The organism is Sphingomonas sp. CARO-RG-8B-R24-01, from assembly GCF_022662295.1.
Taxonomy (GTDB): Bacteria; Pseudomonadota; Alphaproteobacteria; order Sphingomonadales; family Sphingomonadaceae; genus Sphingomonas.
On the sequence record NZ_JAKNQI010000015.1, the window covers coordinates 1 to 19,633 of the forward strand.

22 protein-coding genes, 2 pseudogenes and 1 other annotated feature are annotated in these 19,633 nt (G+C 58.4%); of the genes and pseudogenes, 12 read left to right on the plus strand and 12 right to left on the minus strand.

Going from position 1 to position 19,633, the window contains the following annotated elements; genetic code table 11:
- Positions 1-113 precede the first annotated feature (113 nt).
- From L8G49_RS20665 to L8G49_RS20680, 4 genes are all read right to left on the minus strand, one after another.
- Entirely contained in the window at positions 114-632 is a 519-nt protein-coding gene (locus tag L8G49_RS20665) for a PEPxxWA-CTERM sorting domain-containing protein (protein ID WP_242187881.1), read from the minus strand.
- Positions 633-1,072: 440 nt separating this feature from the next.
- Positions 1,073-1,363: a hypothetical protein gene (locus L8G49_RS20670; RefSeq protein ID WP_242187882.1), complete on the minus strand. Its 291-nt coding sequence runs from the start codon at positions 1,361-1,363 to the stop codon at positions 1,073-1,075.
- Positions 1,364-1,753 (minus strand): hypothetical protein, encoded by a 390-nt coding sequence (locus L8G49_RS20675; protein ID WP_242187935.1) that lies wholly within the window; start codon positions 1,751-1,753, stop codon positions 1,364-1,366.
- Between the two features lie 48 nt (positions 1,754-1,801).
- Entirely contained in the window at positions 1,802-2,281 is a 480-nt protein-coding gene (locus L8G49_RS20680; RefSeq protein ID WP_242187883.1) for a hypothetical protein, read from the minus strand.
- Positions 2,282-2,312: 31 nt separating this feature from the next.
- Between L8G49_RS20680 and L8G49_RS20685 the strand changes: the two genes are divergently transcribed.
- The 10 genes from L8G49_RS20685 to L8G49_RS20730 all read left to right on the plus strand — a co-directional run bounded on the left by L8G49_RS20685 (position 2,313) and on the right by L8G49_RS20730 (position 10,129).
- The gene (locus tag L8G49_RS20685; protein WP_238542455.1) at positions 2,313-2,618 is read left to right on the plus strand and encodes a hypothetical protein; all 306 of its coding nucleotides are present in this window, start codon (positions 2,313-2,315) and stop codon (positions 2,616-2,618) included.
- Positions 2,619-2,675: 57 nt separating this feature from the next.
- Positions 2,676-3,068 carry a hypothetical protein gene (locus tag L8G49_RS20690; RefSeq protein ID WP_242187884.1) on the plus strand — a complete coding sequence of 131 codons (393 nt, stop codon included), beginning with the start codon at positions 2,676-2,678 and terminating at the stop codon, positions 3,066-3,068.
- Entirely contained in the window at positions 3,069-3,779 is a 711-nt protein-coding gene (locus L8G49_RS20695) for a C39 family peptidase (protein ID WP_242187885.1), read from the plus strand.
- A 1-nt stretch (position 3,780) separates the two neighbouring features.
- Complete coding sequence (locus tag L8G49_RS20700; protein WP_242187886.1) at positions 3,781-4,488, plus strand: hypothetical protein; 708 nt, start codon at positions 3,781-3,783, stop codon at positions 4,486-4,488.
- The gene (locus L8G49_RS20705; protein WP_242187887.1) at positions 4,460-5,881 is read left to right on the plus strand and encodes a transporter; all 1,422 of its coding nucleotides are present in this window, start codon (positions 4,460-4,462) and stop codon (positions 5,879-5,881) included. Before L8G49_RS20700 ends, L8G49_RS20705 begins: the two co-directional genes overlap by 29 nt.
- 177 nt (positions 5,882-6,058) lie before the next feature.
- Positions 6,059-7,783: a PAS domain-containing sensor histidine kinase gene (locus tag L8G49_RS20710; RefSeq protein ID WP_242187888.1), complete on the plus strand. Its 1,725-nt coding sequence runs from the start codon at positions 6,059-6,061 to the stop codon at positions 7,781-7,783.
- Between the two features lie 448 nt (positions 7,784-8,231).
- Entirely contained in the window at positions 8,232-8,399 is a 168-nt protein-coding gene (locus L8G49_RS20715; protein ID WP_242187891.1) for a hypothetical protein, read from the plus strand.
- Positions 8,400-8,525: 126 nt separating this feature from the next.
- Complete coding sequence (locus L8G49_RS20720; protein ID WP_242187893.1) at positions 8,526-9,215, plus strand: Crp/Fnr family transcriptional regulator; 690 nt, start codon at positions 8,526-8,528, stop codon at positions 9,213-9,215.
- Positions 9,212-9,775, plus strand: a complete 564-nt coding sequence (locus tag L8G49_RS20725; protein ID WP_242141257.1) for a sensor histidine kinase — start codon at positions 9,212-9,214, stop codon at positions 9,773-9,775. Before L8G49_RS20720 ends, L8G49_RS20725 begins: the two co-directional genes overlap by 4 nt.
- Positions 9,776-9,940: 165 nt before the next feature.
- Complete coding sequence (locus L8G49_RS20730) at positions 9,941-10,129, plus strand: hypothetical protein (protein ID WP_242187895.1); 189 nt, start codon at positions 9,941-9,943, stop codon at positions 10,127-10,129.
- 7 nt (positions 10,130-10,136) lie between these two features.
- On the opposite strand, the gene L8G49_RS20735 is transcribed toward L8G49_RS20730, so the two are convergent.
- Positions 10,137-10,346 (minus strand): hypothetical protein, encoded by a 210-nt coding sequence (locus L8G49_RS20735; protein WP_242141008.1) that lies wholly within the window; start codon positions 10,344-10,346, stop codon positions 10,137-10,139.
- 181 nt (positions 10,347-10,527) lie between these two features.
- On the opposite strand from L8G49_RS20735, the pseudogene L8G49_RS20740 reads away from it, so the two are divergent.
- Positions 10,528-10,873 (plus strand): annotated as a pseudogene (locus tag L8G49_RS20740) (transposase); the annotation flags it as partial.
- Positions 10,808-10,936, plus strand: a sequence feature (AL1L pseudoknot). It overlaps the preceding pseudogene by 66 nt.
- A gap of 125 nt (positions 10,937-11,061) precedes the next feature.
- On the opposite strand, the pseudogene L8G49_RS20745 reads toward L8G49_RS20740, so the two are convergent.
- The 5 genes and pseudogenes from L8G49_RS20745 to L8G49_RS20760 form a co-directional block, all read right to left on the minus strand.
- Positions 11,062-11,619, minus strand: a pseudogene (locus L8G49_RS20745) (transposase); the annotation flags it as partial.
- A gap of 112 nt (positions 11,620-11,731) precedes the next feature.
- Entirely contained in the window at positions 11,732-12,643 is a 912-nt protein-coding gene (locus L8G49_RS20750; RefSeq protein ID WP_242187897.1) for an Abi family protein, read from the minus strand.
- Positions 12,644-12,805: 162 nt separating this feature from the next.
- A complete protein-coding gene (locus L8G49_RS21070) occupies positions 12,806-12,940 on the minus strand; it encodes a hypothetical protein (RefSeq protein ID WP_277923416.1) in 135 nt (44 codons plus the stop codon).
- Positions 12,941-13,349: 409 nt separating this feature from the next.
- Positions 13,350-13,913, minus strand: coding sequence for a recombinase family protein (locus L8G49_RS20755; protein ID WP_242187898.1), 564 nt, complete (start codon positions 13,911-13,913; stop codon positions 13,350-13,352).
- A 96-nt stretch (positions 13,914-14,009) separates the two neighbouring features.
- Positions 14,010-14,594, minus strand: coding sequence for a recombinase family protein (locus tag L8G49_RS20760; protein WP_242187900.1), 585 nt, complete (start codon positions 14,592-14,594; stop codon positions 14,010-14,012).
- A 251-nt stretch (positions 14,595-14,845) separates the two neighbouring features.
- Here L8G49_RS20760 and L8G49_RS20765 point away from each other — a divergent pair, with 251 nt between their 5' ends.
- Entirely contained in the window at positions 14,846-15,355 is a 510-nt protein-coding gene (locus L8G49_RS20765) for a MucR family transcriptional regulator (protein WP_242187902.1), read from the plus strand.
- A 129-nt stretch (positions 15,356-15,484) separates the two neighbouring features.
- Here the strand turns inward: L8G49_RS20765 and L8G49_RS20770 are convergent, their stop codons facing one another.
- Positions 15,485-16,090: a CHRD domain-containing protein gene (locus tag L8G49_RS20770; protein ID WP_242187904.1), complete on the minus strand. Its 606-nt coding sequence runs from the start codon at positions 16,088-16,090 to the stop codon at positions 15,485-15,487.
- A gap of 584 nt (positions 16,091-16,674) precedes the next feature.
- A complete protein-coding gene (locus tag L8G49_RS20775) occupies positions 16,675-19,521 on the minus strand; it encodes a TIM-barrel domain-containing protein (RefSeq protein WP_242187911.1) in 2,847 nt (948 codons plus the stop codon).
- Between the last annotated feature and the right edge of the window lie 112 nt (positions 19,522-19,633).

Genomic DNA, 19,633 nt, shown 5'->3' on the forward strand with positions numbered 1-19,633 from the left:
ACAACCCATGCACCGACGCGCTTTAGCAAACGCGATAACCTTACGGCTGCGAAAATTACAGCGGTTGACCCGAGCCAGATCGCGTCAATCCCAATTGTAGGACTCTCGTTCTTTCATGCGTAGCTGACGGTCGTACGTACCCTGCTGCGCCGACGCGTTGCAAAACCGATACCACCGAAGCCAAGGAGCATCATCGTCCACGTAGCAGGCTCGGGAACTGCGCCCGCAACTGCGGAAATCTTCAAATTGGCATTACCAAAAAATGGATTAACCAAGGTGAAGGTGCCTGTTGAAAAGACAGGAGCGTTTGCCGGGCCGGAAAACAAGGTTGGGCTTGAGAACTGCGAAAAGCCTACATTTGGAGCATTAATGTTGAGGGATGCGAACAGTCCATTTCCGAACCCAATGTTTGACGCTACTCCTGCGATTCCGCCGAAAATACCCGCAACGTTCTTGAACGCCAACTGATCTGAGCCAAGAAAGCTACTGAATGTATCCGGCGTTGGATTTGAGTCGAGCTGGAACAAGGCCGTGCCTGAAGGACCCGAGAAATCAAACAGCAGCGGCGCTGCATATGCGGGTGAGGCAAACGCAACCATCGCGGTAGCCATACCAAGTGCTAACTTTTTCATATCTACTCCCTGCCGCACGTGGCCGCATCGTGCGGGCGTTGTGGCTGGGTAAGATACGACCACGGTCCCTGATGGTTTCCAAGTTATTTACAAAAATGGTCATCCCTATTTGGGGCATGAATCAGCGGCATACGGCAAAGCGGATCTTCGAGCGGCTGCGACACAAACATGGCTTTACCGAGGGCTCTACAAAGGCGAAGAAGCATCTTCGAATCTGCCGAGCACAAGGGCGAAGGACTTTTGTGACTCTGGAATAGGTAGAATTAAAAACGCTTTTTTTCTTAGAACGTGTCGCAATTTTCTCGATTCTCAATCGATCGTTAATCAGGTTTCGTTTCAAATCGGGACGAAAGGAAGGCCTTAAAATAAGGTTAACATTATATGAACCATTTCTCAATCTGGCGCGTATCTCGCTCAGATCGGCGGCCAAAAGGCCAATTTCATAAGCCGGTCTTAGGAGGCGATATGAAAAAAGCTCTATTGGTGGCTTCGGCCAGCGCGCTCGCAATCGCGACGCCCGCATTCTCGCAGACGATGACACCCTCCAACACCAACACGAATAACGGCACGATCGCAGGCGGCAGTGTTGCGACTGCTTCATACAACCCAACCAGCTCGACGGCTGGGTCGTTCAACCCGACGTCCACCTCGACTGACAACGCGAATAACTCGACCAACGTGTCGGACAGCTCGGCGCGCACAACGACCGACAATGCGAATAACTCGACCAACTACGCCGATAACTCGGCACGGACATCGACTGATAATTCGAACCGATCGACAAACGTTTCGGATAGCTCGGACCGGTCGTCCGGTGTTGCCGGGGCGCAGGTTGCAGCCAACAACGGTGCAACCGCACAAGACAATCGGAACATGTCGACGACGACCCAGTCCACCGACAATTCCAATCGATCAACCACCAACACCCCGACGACCAGCAGCGCCTCGGGCGCCCAGGTTGCCGCCAATAATGGCGGCTCGGCTAGCGACAACCGCAATATGTCGACCTCGAATAACACGCAGATGGCCGATAATTCGAACCGATCCACGACGTCCACGGACAACTCGGATCGCTCGTCCACGATGACCGACAACTCGAACCGCTCGACGACGGACAACACTGCGGACAATTCGAACCGTTCAACGACGAGCAGCGCCGCCAGTGGCGCTCAGGTTGCCGCAAACGGTGGATCTTCCGCGACCGACAGCCGCAACATGTCGTCGACCGACAACTCGAACCGGTCATCGACCGACAATTCGAACCGTTCGACCACGGACAATTCGCGGATGACCACGACCAACAGCGCTGCCAGCGGCGCCCAGGTCGCTGCCAACAACGGCGGAACGGCGAGCGACAATCGCAATATGTCTTCGACGAGCACCGATAATTCCAATCGGTCGACGACGACGAGCTCCGCGAACGGTGCGCAGGTCGCTGCCAACAATGGCGGAAGCGCCAGCGATAGCCGGAATATGTCGAGCACCGATAATTCGAACCGGTCGACCACGACCAGTTCGGCAAACGGCACCCAGGTCGCTGCCAACAACGGCTCGACCGCCAACGACAATCGCAATCTGTCGACCACCGATAATTCCGATCGATCGGTGAAGACCAGCGCATCGAACGGCGGAACTGGATCGGTAGCCAACGGCGGTAACGCGAGTTATTCGGACACGTCGATGCGCTTTGAACCCGTGGCGAGCGCAGGGACGGGGACGGCAGCAACGTCAAACGCATTCGGCAACAGCGCTGTTGTGTCCTCCGCGACACTTGCCAGCTATGTAACCGGCGTGCGGGTAAACTATGCCGCTCCTTCGGGTAGCCGCGATGGCTCGATCAACAACAGCCTGAGCACGGGCGCGGGCGCGTTCCAGAACTTTGCCGGCACGCAAGCACTGAACATGAACACCGGCGCTGCGGCATCGCAGAATTCGGCGGTCAATGTCAGCGTCTCCGCTGGCACGATCAACCTCGGAGCACGATAAGCGAAGGCGACGGGGCAGCGCGTGCTGCCCCGTTTCTTCCTTAATTAGGAGGCTAAAATGATAAAAAAATCGCATGGTCGGGCTATCGCGATGCTCGTCGCAATTGTAGTGCTTTTGCCACAAGTTTCTAACGCACAAACACAACCCGTAGCACCCGCATCTCCGATTATCGCTGAAGCTTCGGCTGCCTCGTTTGGCGCCATCAATCCGGTAGAAAACGCAGATCTGAAGACTATTACCGGACAAGCCGATCTTGCTCAAGTCGTCAATGCTCAGAATAATGGTGTCGTCAGCGGCAATACCGTTACCGGAAATTCACAAACAGGCATTATTCACTTTGATAGTAGCTCATTTCAAAACTTGAACGGACTTTCGCTACTGAGCGCTAACACCGGTAACAATGTTTCTATAAACTCGTCCCTAAACGTCAACGTTGCGATTAATCGGTAGATGAAACAAGCAGTCTTTTGGCATCGGGTATCATTCGGGGCGGCAGCGACGTTGTCGGCCTGTTCGAGCATACCATTGCCTGAAGGGGGTGCTCCGCTTAATTATTCAAATTCTCTAAACTTTACCGTGCCAGTGACCAGCATGATCGGTCGCAGGTTCGAAACCGTGGTTCGCCAACAATATGATTTCAGCTGCGGGTCGGCAGCCCTCGCAACCTTGCTTCATTATCATTATGACGATCCCCAGAATGAGCAGAGCGTCTTTCTCGGAATGTGGCGCGACGGTGACAGGGCGCAGATCCAGCGCCTCGGTTTTTCGCTTTTGGACATGAAGCGTTACCTTGCCGCGCGAGGTCTTGCTGCGGATGGTTATAGAGTCAGCCTTGCGCAGATTGCTGATGCCAAAATCCCCGGCATCGCTCTTATCAATTTTAACGGTTATCGCCATTTTGTGGTCGTCAAAGGCATCGATAAGGATACCCTACTGCTCGGCGATCCATCGCTTGGACTGCGCCGCGAAAGCATTCGTCGCTTTCAGCGCCAATGGAATGGTGTGTTTTTTATTGTCAGTGGTCGTTCAACGGTCGCGCAAGCGCATTTTAATATGGCGCGAGATCAGGTACGAGCGCCCCGCGGTTATGTTTTTCCTGGAGGGGATCCTCTCGATCTAGCGGCGCTTGCTCTCACCCGACCGCAATCAGGGGAGTTCTGATATGTCGTTCGTCACTGCGCTACTTGTCGCGGCATCTCCTTTAATTTCGCAAACTAGCACGCTGCCAGTCCCCGACCGAGAACTTGCCACGATGCGCGGCGGTGTACTTTTGCCGAACGGACTGAATGTCGCCGTCGGCATCGACATTCAGACGCGGATCGACGGTGTCCTGGCATTGCACACCATTTACACCAGCGAACAGCCGAACCCTGGCATTCGGGTCTATACCGATGGCACTAATAGCCCCGCTACCGCACCGACAACCACGACAGTGATTACAGGTGGTAGCGGAATGATCCCCACTGTTTCCGTGGGCCGTTCCCCTACCGGCACTACCATTGTTGCCTCGAGCTCGAGCGCACCGATGACGGTGAACGTGGTTTCGGGTCCTTCGTCGGGCTGGCTCGACGCCGCAGGCCAGACGATGGTGCCCGTTGTGGCGAACGGTCCCGCAGTAGCTGCAAGTTCAGGGGTAATCTCGCTTGCAAATGATGATCGCGGCGCACGCGTAACGCTGGTTGCACCCTCGGTTCAGGTCGATCATCTCGTTGGCCAAGCGACCGGAGCAGTTGTTTCCAATACCGCCAGTAACCGGGTTATCGACACCGTCAGCTCAGTCAACGTCGATCTGGTTGGTATTCCTGCTGGATTGTCAGGTGGTATATTAATGGTCAATCGGCTTGCAGCCGACGCTGCAAGCCGACGCTAATCAAGCTCGCGATAGACGAGAAAAGGGGATGGATATGAAGGAAATGCGGCGGGGCAGCGGCGCGTGCGCGCTAGGTTTTGTAGTGGTCAGCTTGATCACATCGAGTACGGCGTCTGCGCAGATTGGTGTGGCCACTGCTGGCGAGCCCAGCATCGCGGAGATGCGCCAGGCTTTGGCGACAGAGAGAGCAGAGCTCGACAGGCAGCAAAAGGTGCTGGAGGCACAGCGGGTGCGGATCATGTCCCTTGAGGCCCGGCTTGGCCCAGCCGGCGCATCGGCCGTAACCGGTACCGCTTCCACTCTCTCGCCCGGTGGGGTTCCCTTGCCAGCCTCGCCACCGCCTGCTCCGCCGACGGCTGTCGCACAGTCGGCGTCGGTTCTTAGCAACGGAGTTCAATCTGTTGGATCTGCGCCCGTCGATCAACGGCAGGTCCAAGTTGCGGTCTTGTCAGAACAAGGGGGCATTATCACTAAGGCGGGTCAGCTAACGCTCGAAGGTGATCTGGAATATGCGCGCTCTGATCGCAGCGATGTAGTTTTCCGAGGCGTTCAGATACCCGAAGCGGTGCTGATCGGTGTATTTGATATCAATCAAAGCCGCCAGGACGTTCTTACGGCTGCGGTCGTTGCACGACTTGGCTTGACCAGCCGTTTCGAAATCAACGGCCGGTTCCCGTTTGTCTATCGATCCGACAAGTCGGTTATTGCGCCGGTTGCTAACCCAACGAGTCCGAACGCCGGCCAAATCGATAGCCCCGTCACCGCACGTAACCTCGGAGACATTGATTTTGGCGTGCGCTATCAGATTACCGATGGCCAAAGCGGCGCTCCCTATCTGATCGCTGGCCTTCAAGCCGTAGCGCCGACCGGAACGGACCCATTTGCTGTGCCACGCGATGCGCTCGGTAATGCCTTGCGCGGTGCCACGGGAGCGGGATTTTGGGGCGTCACGCCCAATGTGACCGCCATCCTTCCGTCCGACCCTGCGGTGCTATTCGCTACAATTGGCTATACTCGGAATTTCGGCCGCAATATCGGTCGTCAGATTGGGGGCACGCTCGTAGACCGCGTTCGCCCCGGTGACGCGCCCTCAGCAAGCGCGGGAATTGCGATATCGCTTAATCCGCGGACATCGATCAGCTTTGGGTACGCCCATACCTGGGCGTTTGGCACGAGCACGCGGCTGCGAATGCTCAGCACGACGGACAATACGCCAGGACCGGCGATCGACACGACCAGTCGTGATCTACAGCTTGGCCGCTTCCTGTTTGGCGTGAGTTATCGCACCAGTCCGAAAACGACGGTGAACTGGAACGTCGAAGTCGGTGCGACCAATGATGCCGCAAACGTGAGGACGTCGCTTCGTATCCCGTTCACCATCAACGCATTCTGATAGCCGCGTCCGAGCGCCTCGACGTCGCTCCGACAACGTTCCGCGTGCTGGTGACGCGTCTGCTTAATAAATAGGCAGATTTGACCGGTCGGGAGAAAACCCGCCACTCTGCTGGCCTTAAAATTGGCAATCGGCTAACTCGTTGCGGTCTCTCTAGAAAGCCGGTGCCATAGCTCGATGAATCCAAAAAAGACAGGCAGTGTGGAGCTGGTGCTCGCCGCACCCGCTGGAACGGCGCGCGAACTCATCGAGGCACGGGATTGGGGAACGACGCAGGTCGGTCCGCAACGCGATTGGCCCGATGCGCTACGGATGGCGCTCAACCTGATCCTTAACTCGCCCGAAAAGATGTTTCTGGCATGGGGGCCGGAACTAACATTTTTTTTCAACGATGGTTACGCCACGATCCTCGGTAACAAGCTTTCCCGGGCGATGGGTGCGCCGATGCGCGAGATTTGGTCCAATGTCTGGGATGATATTGAACCGATCGTGGACAAGGCGCTTGCCGGGGAAGCAACGCGATATGAGGACTTCCCGCTCAGCATGACTCGCCACGGCAAGCCAGAAGAAACCTGGTGGTCGTTTTCATATTCGCCGCTCTATGATGCCCAAAACATCGTTCAGGGAATGTTCTGCGTCACTTCGGAAACGACTGAGCGCGTCGTGTCGACTGCTGATTTGCACGATTTGAACGCCACGCTTGAAACCCGCATTCACGAGCGCTCGTCGTCGCTTCTGAAAGCAGAAGAGCAGCTTCGTCAAAGCCAAAAGCTGGAGGCGATCGGCCAGCTCACCGGGGGCGTGGCGCACGACTTCAATAATCTGCTGACCGTCATCCGTGGTTCGGTCGATATCCTGCGTCGTGACGGCCTCACCGAGGAAAAGCGGAACCGTTACATTGCCGCGATCGGGGACACGGCCGATCGTGCCGCGGCGCTCACCGGTCAGCTGCTTGCGTTTGCACGCCGACAGGCATTGAAACCCGAGCTGTTTGACGCCGGGGATAGCTTGCGCGAGGTGGCGGATATGATTCGCACGCTGGCGGGATCACGTATCGCGCTTGATATCGAGATGCCGGAAGAGTCGTGCTTCATCATGGCCGATCGCAGCCAGTTTGACACGACGCTGATTAATCTCGGCATCAACGCGCGCGACGCCATGAACGGCGAGGGCAAGTTGACGATGGCAACCGGCCCGGTGTCCGGCATCCCGGAGATCCGATCGCATGCACCCGTTGCCGGCGACTTTATCGCGGTGACGATCACCGACAGCGGCAGCGGCATCAGTGAGGAGGTTCTCGGTCGAATCTTCGAGCCATTTTTCACCACGAAGGAGATCGGAAAAGGTACCGGGCTTGGTCTCTCCCAGGTGATCGGCTTTGCCAAACAGTCCGGCGGGGATATTCGGGTGGACACCACCAGCGGCGAAGGCACGACCTTCACGCTTTATCTTCCCCGCGCTTACCCCGAGAACGATTCCGAGCAGGCTCAGGATGACGATGACGGGCCGGTCGATGGCGAGGGCATGTGCGTACTGCTGGTCGAAGATAATGAGCAGGTCGGCGAGTTCGCCACTCAAGCTTTAAAAGAGCTGGGTTACGACAGCATCCATGCGGTCAATGCTGACCGCGCGCTTGAGGAACTAGCCAAGGATTATAGTCGTTTCCACGTCGTGTTCTCTGACGTGGTGATGCCCGGAATGAGCGGGCTGGAGCTGGGCCAGGAAATCCGTCGGCGCTATCCCGACGTGCCCGTCGTTCTTACCAGCGGCTACAGCCACGTGCTCGCGCAGAACGGCAAGCACGGGTTCGAGCTGCTGCACAAACCATATTCGGTCGAGCAGCTATCGCGCGTGCTGCGCAAGGCGATCGGATGGGCGAAAAGCAAGAGAGCGACGAGCTAGGCGTCAGTCTCTACGCCCTTCCCCGCGATCGAACGGGCCGATCAGGCGCCGATATTCAGCCTCGGGTGCTCCGTAAGCATCGCCAGCAAGATCGACCAGTTTTTCGCGATCGAGGATGATAACCCGTGCCCGCTTAGCGTATATCTGTGCCTGTTCTATGTCGTGACGCCGTGTTGGAACTATCTGATATCGGACAGTTCAAAGCCATCGCGACAAATCGCATGGAACCAAAAATTGACATCGCAATGTGCCTTATGCCAAATTGCGGTTGCTGCTGTTGGAAAAGACTGCTTTCCGGCCTGCCATTCCCAGGCTGACCTCTCCGGGACGGCCGAAGTCAAGATGCGCAGGTCTAATGTAGGTTATCCGACAGTAGCGCTCTCCAACCTTAACAGGTCAGGGTAGCGGGATATGTATCTTTTTCTGAACGGGCAATTGAGGTCGAATCATGACCGAAGATGATATCTCCTATTATCGGCAGCGCGCTGAAACCGAGCTGGAGCGCGCACAGCACGCGAACCGACCTGAAGTGGTAAGGCCTCACTTTATGCTCGCCGAGGCCTATCTGCAGCGCATTGCTGAATTAGAATCTCCTGAAAAACTTGAACGTGCTTGAAGACCTGCAGCCACAAGCATCGCACGCGGGCCAGCGGTCGTCTCGTCATTCGCCTGCCGGTTCGCGATTGATCAGCTTGCCTTACCTTTCAAACGAAGAGCGACACGCGCTGGAGAACGTGCAGTCATGGCGATCGGGCAGACCGGCCAAGAGCTGATGCGCGAAGGCGAGCCAACCGATCACTTCCATATTGTGAGCGGTGGCTGGGCCTGCCGCTACAAGACCACGCGCGATGGCGCGCGGCAGATCATGGCCCTGCTTGTTCACGGCGACATCGCCAATCTAGACTCGTTCCTGTTCGACCGCCTGACGTATGGGGTTCGCCTGGTCTCAGCCGCGGAGGTGCTGACCAACCCGCGCGACCGGCTCCTGGCGCTTGCCGACCAGCACGCCGGTATGATCAAAACGCTCACGTGGCTGGCGTTTGCCGAGAATGCGATACTGAGCCAATGGGCGCTATGCCTTGGCCGCCAGTCCGCAAAGCAGCGACTCGCGCATCTGTTCTGTGAACTGAGCGTGTGGCTCGACTCGGCTGATAGCCACGGCCGCTTCGACTTGCCGCTCACCCAAGAGCATATTGCCGGTGTGCTCGGGCTAACTTCGGTCCGTGTCAATCGCACCAGTCAGCAGCTCCGCGCCGAGGGTTTGATCGAGACCGGAAACTGCGCAGTGACGATCGTCAAAATGGACGCGCTTTGCCGTATCGGCGACTTCAAGCCGTCTTATCTCCATGACGATGGCGATCCGGCTTATCCTCGCGCGACTCGCAGGGACGATCGCTATCAGCCGGTGCCACATACCGGGCTGTCGCTGTGACTGATACCGACATGGCTTCCACACTCAACACCGCTTCGCCTTCCTACCGGGCCTTGGCCCTGGAAGACGATCTGCGGTTGGGCGAAACCCACCACCGTTGCAGCAACGACCTTCAGCTTGTCGTCAGCCTGCTTGCGTTCCAGAGCCGCCGCGCGGAGAGCACGGAAACGCGCCAGGCGCTGACTGATGCGATGGAGCGGGTCGCGGTGCTTGCGTGCGCGCGCGTGTCGCTTCAGCACGAGCGACAGCCGACGCTGGAGGCAGCGCTACGCCATGTCTGCGAGGCGCTGCATAGTCAGGCCGAGCCCCGCTCAATCCTTGTTTTGCTCGACGTTGCGCCAAGCACCAGCGGCTTATCGCCAGTGCAGATCACCACCCTGGCGCTGATCGTCAACGAGCTAGCGACGAACGCGATCAAACATGCTTTCGCATGTGATCGTCCGGGTTGCATTTCCATTCGGTTCGGCAACATGACAGTCGCCATCTTGCGATCGTTGTCGATGACGATGGGCTTCCCTTTCCCGAGCTTGGCGTTCGGCGCAGCGGCGGGCTCGGGCTAGGCCTGGTGCGGCGATTGATGGAGTCGATCGGTGGACTCGTGATCCTTCCGGCGAACGGGTCAAAATGCTTCGAGATCAGGGTTCCGGTCAACAGTTAGTGGTAGCGCCCGGGTGACAGCTAGCAACACATCCTACAGTCTAAAGGCAAATCTGAGGAGGCGAGCGTTGGACAACGATAATCTTGAATATTACGAGCGGCGTGCCCGGCAGGAGACGGAAGCCGCCGAATCGAGTTCCAGCGCCGAAGCGGCCTCCGCCCACCGCCTGCTCGCGATCGAATATAAAGCCCAGGCGCGAGAGCTGCGGGGACATCAAAAGTCCGAGCGGCCAAAACTTAAAATCCGGTCGAGCTGAGCCGATTTTACTCAATACCCGCTTTGTCGTTCCAGGCAGGCCACCAGCGGATCTGATCGTCGATGATGCCGCCCCGCGCCGCAATCCCGTCCAGAGCCCACTGGCAATGACGCGCGACTTGCAGCGCAAAATGCGCAAAGGCTGGATCGTCGATCTGCTCGGCCGCGTGTTGCATGGCCGCGACTTCGGTTGCCAGCGCGTCCAGCTCTATGGCCATGCCCTTCTCCGATTTCACCACGACTTAACAACCTGTTGTTAGCGGCTCTAGTTGTAATGGCAAAAGGAGTCGCGGCCAATGCACCAGCTCACTTATATCAGCACCGCCCGATCCGGTGCGGTGCCAATTGAACCGCGCCGGGTTTGCCGGAGGCTCTAACTCCCGAGAAGGTGGAGCCTGTATGAGCAAGACGACGAACAAGTTTGCGCCGGAATTCGCGAACGGGCGGTACGGATGGTTTTCGACCACGAGCGGGATCATCCCTCTCGATGGGCAGCGATGGTGTCGATCGCGCAGAAGATCGGCTGCGTTCCGCAGACGCTGCATGAGTGGGTGAAGAAGGCAGAGGTCAACAGCGGCAAGCGTGCCGGTGTCCCGACCGAGGTTGCCGACAAGATGAAGGCGCTCGAGCGCGAGGTCCGTGAGCTGCGACAGGCCAACGAGATTCTGCGCAAGGCGTCCGCATATTTTGCGCAGGCGGAGCTCGACCGCCCGTTCCGGCGATGATCGCGTTCATTGACGATCACTGCGATGCCTAGGCGGGTGCAGAGCGGGCAGGCGAGGCCGGGTGCGAACATCTGCGCTCGGCCGGCAACGTGCGTCACGCGGCCGCCTGCGGCCGCGATGACCACGCCCATATCGATGGCGGGTCGGTCGGCGAAATATGCTTTGGCTCCATTGGCTCGCGTTCGTCGGCGGCAACCGGCAGCGCGGCGTCGAGCGCGGCAAGATACTCTGCCACGGGCCGGGACACCGTATCACGCGCGCGCAGCTCGTCGGCTGCGGTCGCGCCAGGCAGCTTCTTCTCCCAACTGGCATCCGCCATAATCGTGCTGCCATCCACGGCAAGCTCGCGGCCCGCGACCAGTCCGACCGCGGCGCATCGCGCGACCACCTTCTCGAATAGCAGGCGATACATATCGCACGCGCGGAAGCGGCCATGCCGGTTCTTGGAAAAAGTCGAATGATCCGGGACTGCGTCACCGAGATCGAGGCGACAGAACCAGCGATACGCCAGGTTGAGATGCACCTCCTTGCACAGCCGACGCTCGGACCGGATGCCGAACAGGTAACCGACCAGCAGCATCCGGAGCATCAGTTCGAGATCGATCGACGGCCGCCCTACCGCGCTATAGCTATCGGCCAGTGCCTCGCACACGAAGCCAAAGTCGAGCAGTCCGTCGATCCGACGCAAAAGGTGGTCGCCGGGCACGTGATCGTCGAGCCGGAAGCCGTAGAACAGCGACCCTTGCGCCACCTGTCGACCCATCATCCTCCGCACTCCCGGCTACCTGGACCGAGTGAATCACCCTGCGCCAAAGGCCGCAAGCGCTACTTTTTTAACAGTCTCGTCCGGTCTGTGACCGCCGAGGGCCGAGGGAATTTCAAAGCCACAAGGGCCTAGCTGTCCAATTTTGAGGAAAACCCATTGCGGATAAATCGGCGGTCGGATGTTGGGCGAGCAACGTTATCAGCTCGTCACGCCACGTCGATGCTGGAGCGACATGCCTCAGCAGGTGAATGATGAGGACCAAGGCGTTATAGAGCCGGGCTGGAGCATGGACTGTCGGCGGCTCGAGCGTGTTAACGAGTGCAGCTGGCTTGTAGGGCACCCGCATGCGCAGCAGAAAACCTCGGTTCCAGAGCCGGGCGTGATGCGCGCAGCTATTTCGAATCGTGGAAAGATGCTTCAGGAGCGGCACCAGCACCGCCTCGTGTAGCCCGAGGGGCTTGGCGATGGCGTTGCGCAGCGCCCGATCGGCGAGCAGCGCATACCAACGCGAGAGCTGCCCGAACGACATCATCTCCGCCACCATCCACACCGGCGGCATCGCCGGCGTGCTATAGGTCCGACGATAATGGTCGATGTACGTCTCGGGCGAGCTTGCGACGTCGTTAGCCAAGCGGGTCAAGTTGTCGTGATACTTACCCGGATGATAGTAAAGCGCCGTATTCAGATAGCCGTGGGGGCCAAACCGCTGCGCCACCTCGTACGCCCAGCTTCCCCGCACAGCGACTTCGATCCGCTCGATTGCATCAAGCACTAGCAGCCGAAGACGGCGGTCGAAATCGTACAAGGCGGTGACGGTATCGAAGCTCGTGCCCGGTAGGAAGCGCGGGCCAGGATTGCCTTTGGGATGTTCGAAGGGCAGCCAGTAGGCGCTCAAGCGGTAGTAGCTGACATGGCGTAGCCAGCGTTCGGCCCGCGCCACGTCGGGAATCGCCATGCCTTCGGCTTGGAGATGTTGAATCTGCTGCGCGATCGTCGTCGCGGGTTTTGTGAAGGGGCGTGGCACCCGTCCTGCTTAGCAGGACAAAAAAAGACCCGCCAAGTGTGCATACCCTTACGAGCAGAGGCCTGGCGGGTTCGATTGCCCCCGAGATATGAGCGAAAACTCAACAAAGCAATAAGGGCGGGCCCTTTTCGAGCCGTTTTCGGCAGCTACAATGGTCATCCTTCACCGAAACCAGGCGTAGAGCGATGGGCTTTCGCCAAGCATGCTGATTGGCGTGGGGGTGATCCACTCAGCCCCGAGAACCGGATAAGGACCGTAGAACAGGTCGCCCAGCGCGCGCCGATAGTGTGCGTTCATCCAGCGCCGGCGTCGATGCTCCAAGCCATCGTGAAGCATGTGGCAGCGTTGGCAGAGGGCCGCTAACTGGTGGAGCGCGCTGTCGCTGGGATTATGATTGAGGTGAGCGCAGGCTAGCACCACAGGCGTCCAAGCGCCGTGCGTTAGGATGTCTTCGGTTGTGCGTCGCACACGCCGGCCCTGGCCGTTGCGCCAGCAATGCCGGTTACGGTCCCACCATCGCCCATCCCGCAGATGAAATACCCTCTCGCCATGAGGACGCCCGCAATGCTCGCAACAGCCTCTTGCCCTCACGAACCGCACATAGTGCGAAAGTTGCGGCCAATCGATCGGGTATAGGAACACATGCTCGGGGCGGATCGGCATCAGGCCTCCCCTTTCCGCGCACGGGTTCGCAGAGCGTCCTGCATCACACTGTCAACGTCGAGGCGGTCAGCGCCCGGTACAGCGTGGCATGGTGGCACTTTAGCAGCTTGGCTGCTTCGCGCACCGATGTGCCTTCGCTCACCAACCGCTCACATAGCGCGATCTGATCGGAGGTAAGTTTAGGCGGGCGGCCGAACCGGACCCCCCTCGCCTTTGCCGCCACTCGTCCGCTGTTGGTTCGCTGGTGAATCAACTCGCGCTCGAACTCGGCGATGCCGGCAAACACAGTCAGCACCATACGGCCAGCAGGCGAGGTCGTATCCGCCCAAGGCTCGGCCAGCGAGCGCAAGCCGGCGCCGACCTCCTTCAGCTTTTCGGCAATGTCGAGCAGGTCGCGGGTTGAGCGTGCTAGCCGATCGAGCCGCGTCACTATTACCGTGTCGTCGTTGCGCAGCTGGTCGATCATCCTGGCTAGTTCGGGCCTGTCACGCTTCGCGCCCGAGATTTTCTCCTCGAACGTCCGCTTGCATCCGGCCTCCTTCAATGCGGCGCGTTGCAGCCGGAAATCTTGGTCATCGGTGGACACACGGGCGTAGCCAATCAGCATGTCGCAAAACTGTATCACAAAAGAAGTGTTGTGCAACAAACTTTTGCGACAGAAGCTCACGAGGAAAACAGAGCGCTGGAGCGGTGGTCGCGGAACTTAGACCTTCCCCGGTGCGGCCCAGCCGATCCGGGCCAGCGTACCAAGTAAGGTAGAGCGCGGTACCTTGAAGGTCCGGCAGACAGATGCCTTGCTAGCCCCGCCATCCAGCGCTGCTGTGATCCGTTCGAGCGTCTCCGCGTCGATCATTGGTGGACGCCCGCCTTGGCGTCCCCGGCGTTTGGCAGCGGCCAGCCCCGCCATTACCCGTTCGCGCGTCAGCGCCCGCTCATATTGTGCCAGCGCACCGAACAGTGAGAACAGCAATTCGCCGTGGGGCGTGGTCGTATCCATCTGCTCGGTCAGCGATCGGAATGCGATACCGCGTGCCTTCAGGTCGGTAACGATCGTCAGCAGGTGTGGCAGTGAGCGTCCGAGCCGGTCGAGTTTCCAAACGACCAGCATGTCGCCCGCGTTTAAATAGTTGAGGCAGGCTTTCAGCCCCGGCCGGTCGTCGCGCGCACCGGATGCCTTGTCGGTATGGAGATGCCGATGATCGACACCAGCTGCGACCAGGGCGTCGCATTGGAGATCGACCGTCTGGCGGTCATCGGCCGACGAAACCCGCATATATCCGACCAGCATGCGCGACAAACCCCTGAAAGCATATTCTCGTACACTTTATCAAAGCGACAGGGTTTGTCGATCATTAAGACCGGAGGCGGGTGTGGTTCGGCTAAAATGCAGGCCCGGGGTGTCGGCAATCATGTGTTTTGCGTTAGGCCAGGAATGGCTCAAAATGCTCAGGTCCGTTCGTACCGGGTGGCCTAACTCGCTGCTGTTGGATTAAGGGTTCTTGACTGATTGTGATTTTGCTCTGATGTACGGAAACCGTAATGCCCACGAAAACGACCACTGTTGAACTTGCGGCCGAGATGACCATTGCGTGGCTCAGCAATCCAAATAACCGAGCGACCATCAACGATGTGCCTGTGATCCTAAGATCGATGTACGACGCAGTTGCTAAGTTATCGGCAGCGACGTACCGCAACGGATCGAAAGCACTAAAACCTGAGTATACGCCTGCAGTATCCGTCCGGAAGTCGCTGGCCAACCCAGATTACATTATAAGCTTGATCGACGGCAAATCGTACAAGGCACTGCGACGTCACCTGACGATGAACGGTCTGACGCCGGATGAATACCGGGAACGCTATGGTTTGAAACCCGATTATCCTACAGTATCTGAAGGCTACAGCGAGGTGCGTCGCGCGATGGCAAAAAAGATTGGCTTGGGCCGGAAACCGGGTCAGCGTCTCACATCCCAGGTAGAAGCCACTTCCGAGACACTACCAGCGGAACCCCGCTTAACGACTGAGACCGTCGCCTCCGTCAAGTCGGAATGACCGGTACGGGTTAGACATTAGTCGCATAAACCGTGTGATTTCGACCCATATCATTCCGATAATCGGCAGTAATTTGCGTGTGGCAAAACTCAGCATTTCGCGACCTAGTGGGCCGTCGGGCCGGCTATCCTACGCGAAAGTGGTCGTCGTCGAACGACGGCGATAGCGCATTCCGGTGCCCATTATTCCGAAGCCCGCAAGCATCATAGCCCAGGTTGCAGGCTCAGGAACGGCACCAACCTGACCACGAATTTCGCCACCCGGATTCGTTGTCGTATGAATGTTCAAGTACGTCAGTCCGCTTCCCAGCCCCGCGAGAAACGTTGCTTGCGCACTTGCGGCAGTGCCGCCCGACGACATCAGGAATGCACTCGTATAGGTTGAGGCAAGCGTCAGATCGTAAGTGCCCATGATCGTACCGGCGACTGCGCTCGGCACCGTAAATCCAATAGCTACTCCCGCATTGCCGTTGGCTGTTGCGCAGCAATGGATGTGGCCGGCAACTGCGTTGGAGGTGAGCCCGCTAAAGTTAATCAACACGCTGAAGCTGTTCATGTCGTCAGCCAACATGAGCTGCCCCAACCCCGACCCTCCCGTTACGACCGCGGGGTTCTCATTACTACCAAACAGCGTCGTAGAGTAGATTGTCGCCGCTTGAGCAGCGGGGGCCAACGCGGCCGATAACGCTGCGGTCGCAGCCAGCGTTGTGACGCGCCGCAAGATCATTCCTCTCATTATGCTATCCTTTTCATTGACGCGCAGAGATAAAGCAATCGAATCGGGAACGAAAGCGCGAGGTCAAAGCCTGCGTGAGTTTTAACCACATTTCAAGAGATCGTTGGTCCAGCTTCGGCGGACAATTTCGAACGTCTGGGCGGGACCGTTCGCCACGCCGATGCCTCCACCCAGCGCAGAGCGTTGCGAGGATCGGAACATCGTTAAAAGGCTCTGGTTGAGCCGTTCATGTCAACAAAAAACGATATCGCTGTCCGTGCGCGAGCATCCGAAATGATTAATCGCTTTGCCGAGCGAGCGGCTGATGAGGCTTCGTTCCAAGTGAACTCCAAAATCGCAAATAATGATGTTGATGGCGCGCTCGCGATGGACCAAGTGCGTCGTGCAATCATTCAATTTAGCAGGCGATAATGGCCTTGGGGATGGCACAACGCGGAACGCCTATAAGTGCCAGCGATCGATTGCTGATGAAGCCTTTATCCGGATACTTGGTCGGACGACGAATCAGCGTCTAGTGCTAACTCCCTTTAAGCCATCGGTATTAAGATGATCGGTCACGTCGAGCGCTGCTTTGCTGACGTGCATCACCACTCGATGCTTTGCTCGGTCCCGTCAAAAAGTATGTTCTGCACTCCATGACCGCCCGCCAAACGCGCCTCAAAATGTATTTTTGAGGCCATGTTAGGATAGGTCCCTGTCCGCGGTCCGACTACCAATCTACGCTCCGCGTCATGCCATCGTATCGGAATACGAGCAGCGGCACCGTGCTTGTAACCATCCCCGTCACCGCCATCGTCGTACAACGTGAAATGGCCGTCACGACCGGCAAAGACGCGAAGTTCTATTACGTTGGGGCGGGCTGACGCACGGTCGATGCCGGGCGTCATCGGCAGGATTGCCCCCGCCCGCACGAAGACCGGCACATGGTCGAGCGGGGCCGGAACATTGATAGTTTGGCCGCCGACATGCCGCTCCTCGGACGCCATGTCGTACCAATCCTGACCGGCGGGAAGATAGACCGTAACCACCTTTGACTGTGGGATCACCATTCTCGCGACTTGAGAGGGCGTAATCCATTCAAACCACAAGCTTACGACGTCGGCGGTTGGCTGGCGCTGCTCCAGCTTGAAAACGTAGGATTGACCGGCTTTGAGGGAAAGTGGAACTTCGTAACGTGCGTCGCCATCATGCTCGCGAAAAGATACCGCACCGTTCGCACCATCGGCTACCGCAGGCTCCGCAATGCCATTGATCACGGTTCGGCCATCGAGGGAAAGCCGGATAGCGCCTTTGCCCTGCACGACAAGCTTATGTATGCCGCTCTCCTCCGCACGTAACCGGCCGGTCCAGCGGATCGAATAGGGCTTGCCTGCAAGCGCGGTGGGCAGGTCGCCCGACCAGCTCATTTTCAATTCGTCCGTCTGGCGCGACGACACGCGACGCTCGAAGTTCGCTCCTTCATAGAAGGCGATCTCTGCCGCAGGCGCGTTCAGCCCCTTTACTACGCGGCTCGGCAGAAACTCCTGAATGTTTGCGGGGGAATGCTCGAGCGGCCGATCGACGATGCGCACCAACAGATCGCGACCAACCATGAATTGCGCGGGATGATCGCGCGCCGCCACGTCGTCGGGAAAATCCATTACGAGGGCGCGAAGGGGCGTGCCGCCGGCTAGCGCCGCCTCTGCCGCCAGCGAATAATGATAGGGCAATAGCGAATAGCGTAATCGCAAAGCCTTCTCCAACGCGTCGTACACGGGTGTTCCTGGCTCGCCGAACTGCCACAGCTCGCGCGGGACATGGGTGCCGTGCGCGCGAAATACCGGAAGAAAGGCGCCGAACTGGAACCAGCGCACATACAATTCGGTATAGGCCGGATCCGCCAGCCCGCGCGGGTAGCGATGATTAACCAGAAAACCGCCGATATCGCACGTCCACCACGGTATTCCCGCCATCGCGAACTGCTGAGCGGCGAGGATCTGTGCCGACAATGTGCCCCAACTTGCGAATATGTCACCCGACCAGGTGACTGCGCCAAACGCTTGCTGCCCGGCGTAGGCCGAGCGGCTTAGGATTACCGGACGCTTAGACGGCACGTCGCGCTCAAACCCTTCGCTCAACCCTTTGGACTGATACCAAGAGAACGTGAGTAGGTTCTCGGCAATGGGTCCGGCGGCGCTCAGTCCGTTGGCGGCGAATGCGGCGGCAGTACCATAGCGTTCCCCGGTCGACTGAAATTCAGGCTCGTTGCCGTCGGTCCACAGGCCGTCGAAGCCATGATCGACTATCCCGCGTTTGACGTGTCGCCAATACAGATCACGTGCAGGCACTGAACTGGCGTCGAAAACGCGACCTCCGCTCCAGTGCTTTGATGGGAAAAGGTGCTTCGCCGCCGCCATATCGCGGTAAATGGCGGTCGCTATACCAAAGGCGGGCCAAACCGAGATAAGCACGTGTGCGTCACACGCGTGGACGTGTCGAACCATGGCGCTTGGGTCGGGAAAGGTTTTTGGATCGAAGGTCATTCCGCTGAAATGATCGTTCTCGCCCCAATAATGCCAGTCTAGCACGATCGCGTCCAGCGGCAGACCGCGGCGCCGGTATTCGTCAACTACGTCGGTCAGTTCGGCTTGGCTTTGGTAGCGCTCCTTGCTCTGCCAGTAGCCGTACGCCCACTTCGGCAAGAGCGCGGCGGCCCCGGTCAGCGCGCGGTAGCGGCCAATGACCGCGTCCATGTCGGCACCAAGGCAGACATGATACCGGATGAGATCGCCTGCGACCGAATGGTAGCCAAGTGCGGTTGCGCGCGAACGGAATTGTGCCGCCGTGCCCGTGTCCCACAAAAGGCCCCAGCCACCCGTCGACGTGAGAAACGGGTTGACCGCGTCGCTGTTGGCATGAGCGAGAAACACGTCTTCGTCGCGATACTCGGCGACCGGCGCGCGGAACTGCCCAAGGCCGTGTAACCGCTCAGTAGCCCCAATGGTGAACCCCTGACGACGTGCGGCGTCTACGCCTGGAATTGGGGCAGGTTCTATGCTTTCCGCGATACGGATCGTTCCGGCGCTGTCGAAAAAAAGGAGGCGACCGTTCACCTTATCTATATCTACGATAATGCCTTCGCCCATCAGGCGGAGTACATGCGCGTCCTCTACAAAACGAACCGTCGGGGAGTCCGCCCCATCGTGGGCAAAAAAACCGCCACCCAAGGCTAAGTTGGCCGCCGAGCATTTTACAACACTGGCGATGCCCGCGAGCGGTAATCGAAGGTTTATGACGTCGCCATCACGGTAAATCCGCACACCGTTTGCGTGCCGTTCTATCCGCGGTGCCAAATCCTTTGCTCCCGCCAGCGCCCGCCCCATCGCTAGTCCGGCGCTGGTCAGCGCCGCGCTGTGAAGCAATGCACGACGGGTCGTCGCGAACATCGTCATAAGGCTCTCCCCTCGCGATCCGGATCGCCGCGATGATCCTAACAGAGCCAGCTTGATAGCCCCCGTCAAGAATTCATAACCCAATTTGGTTTCTTTTTGCTATGCTCGATAC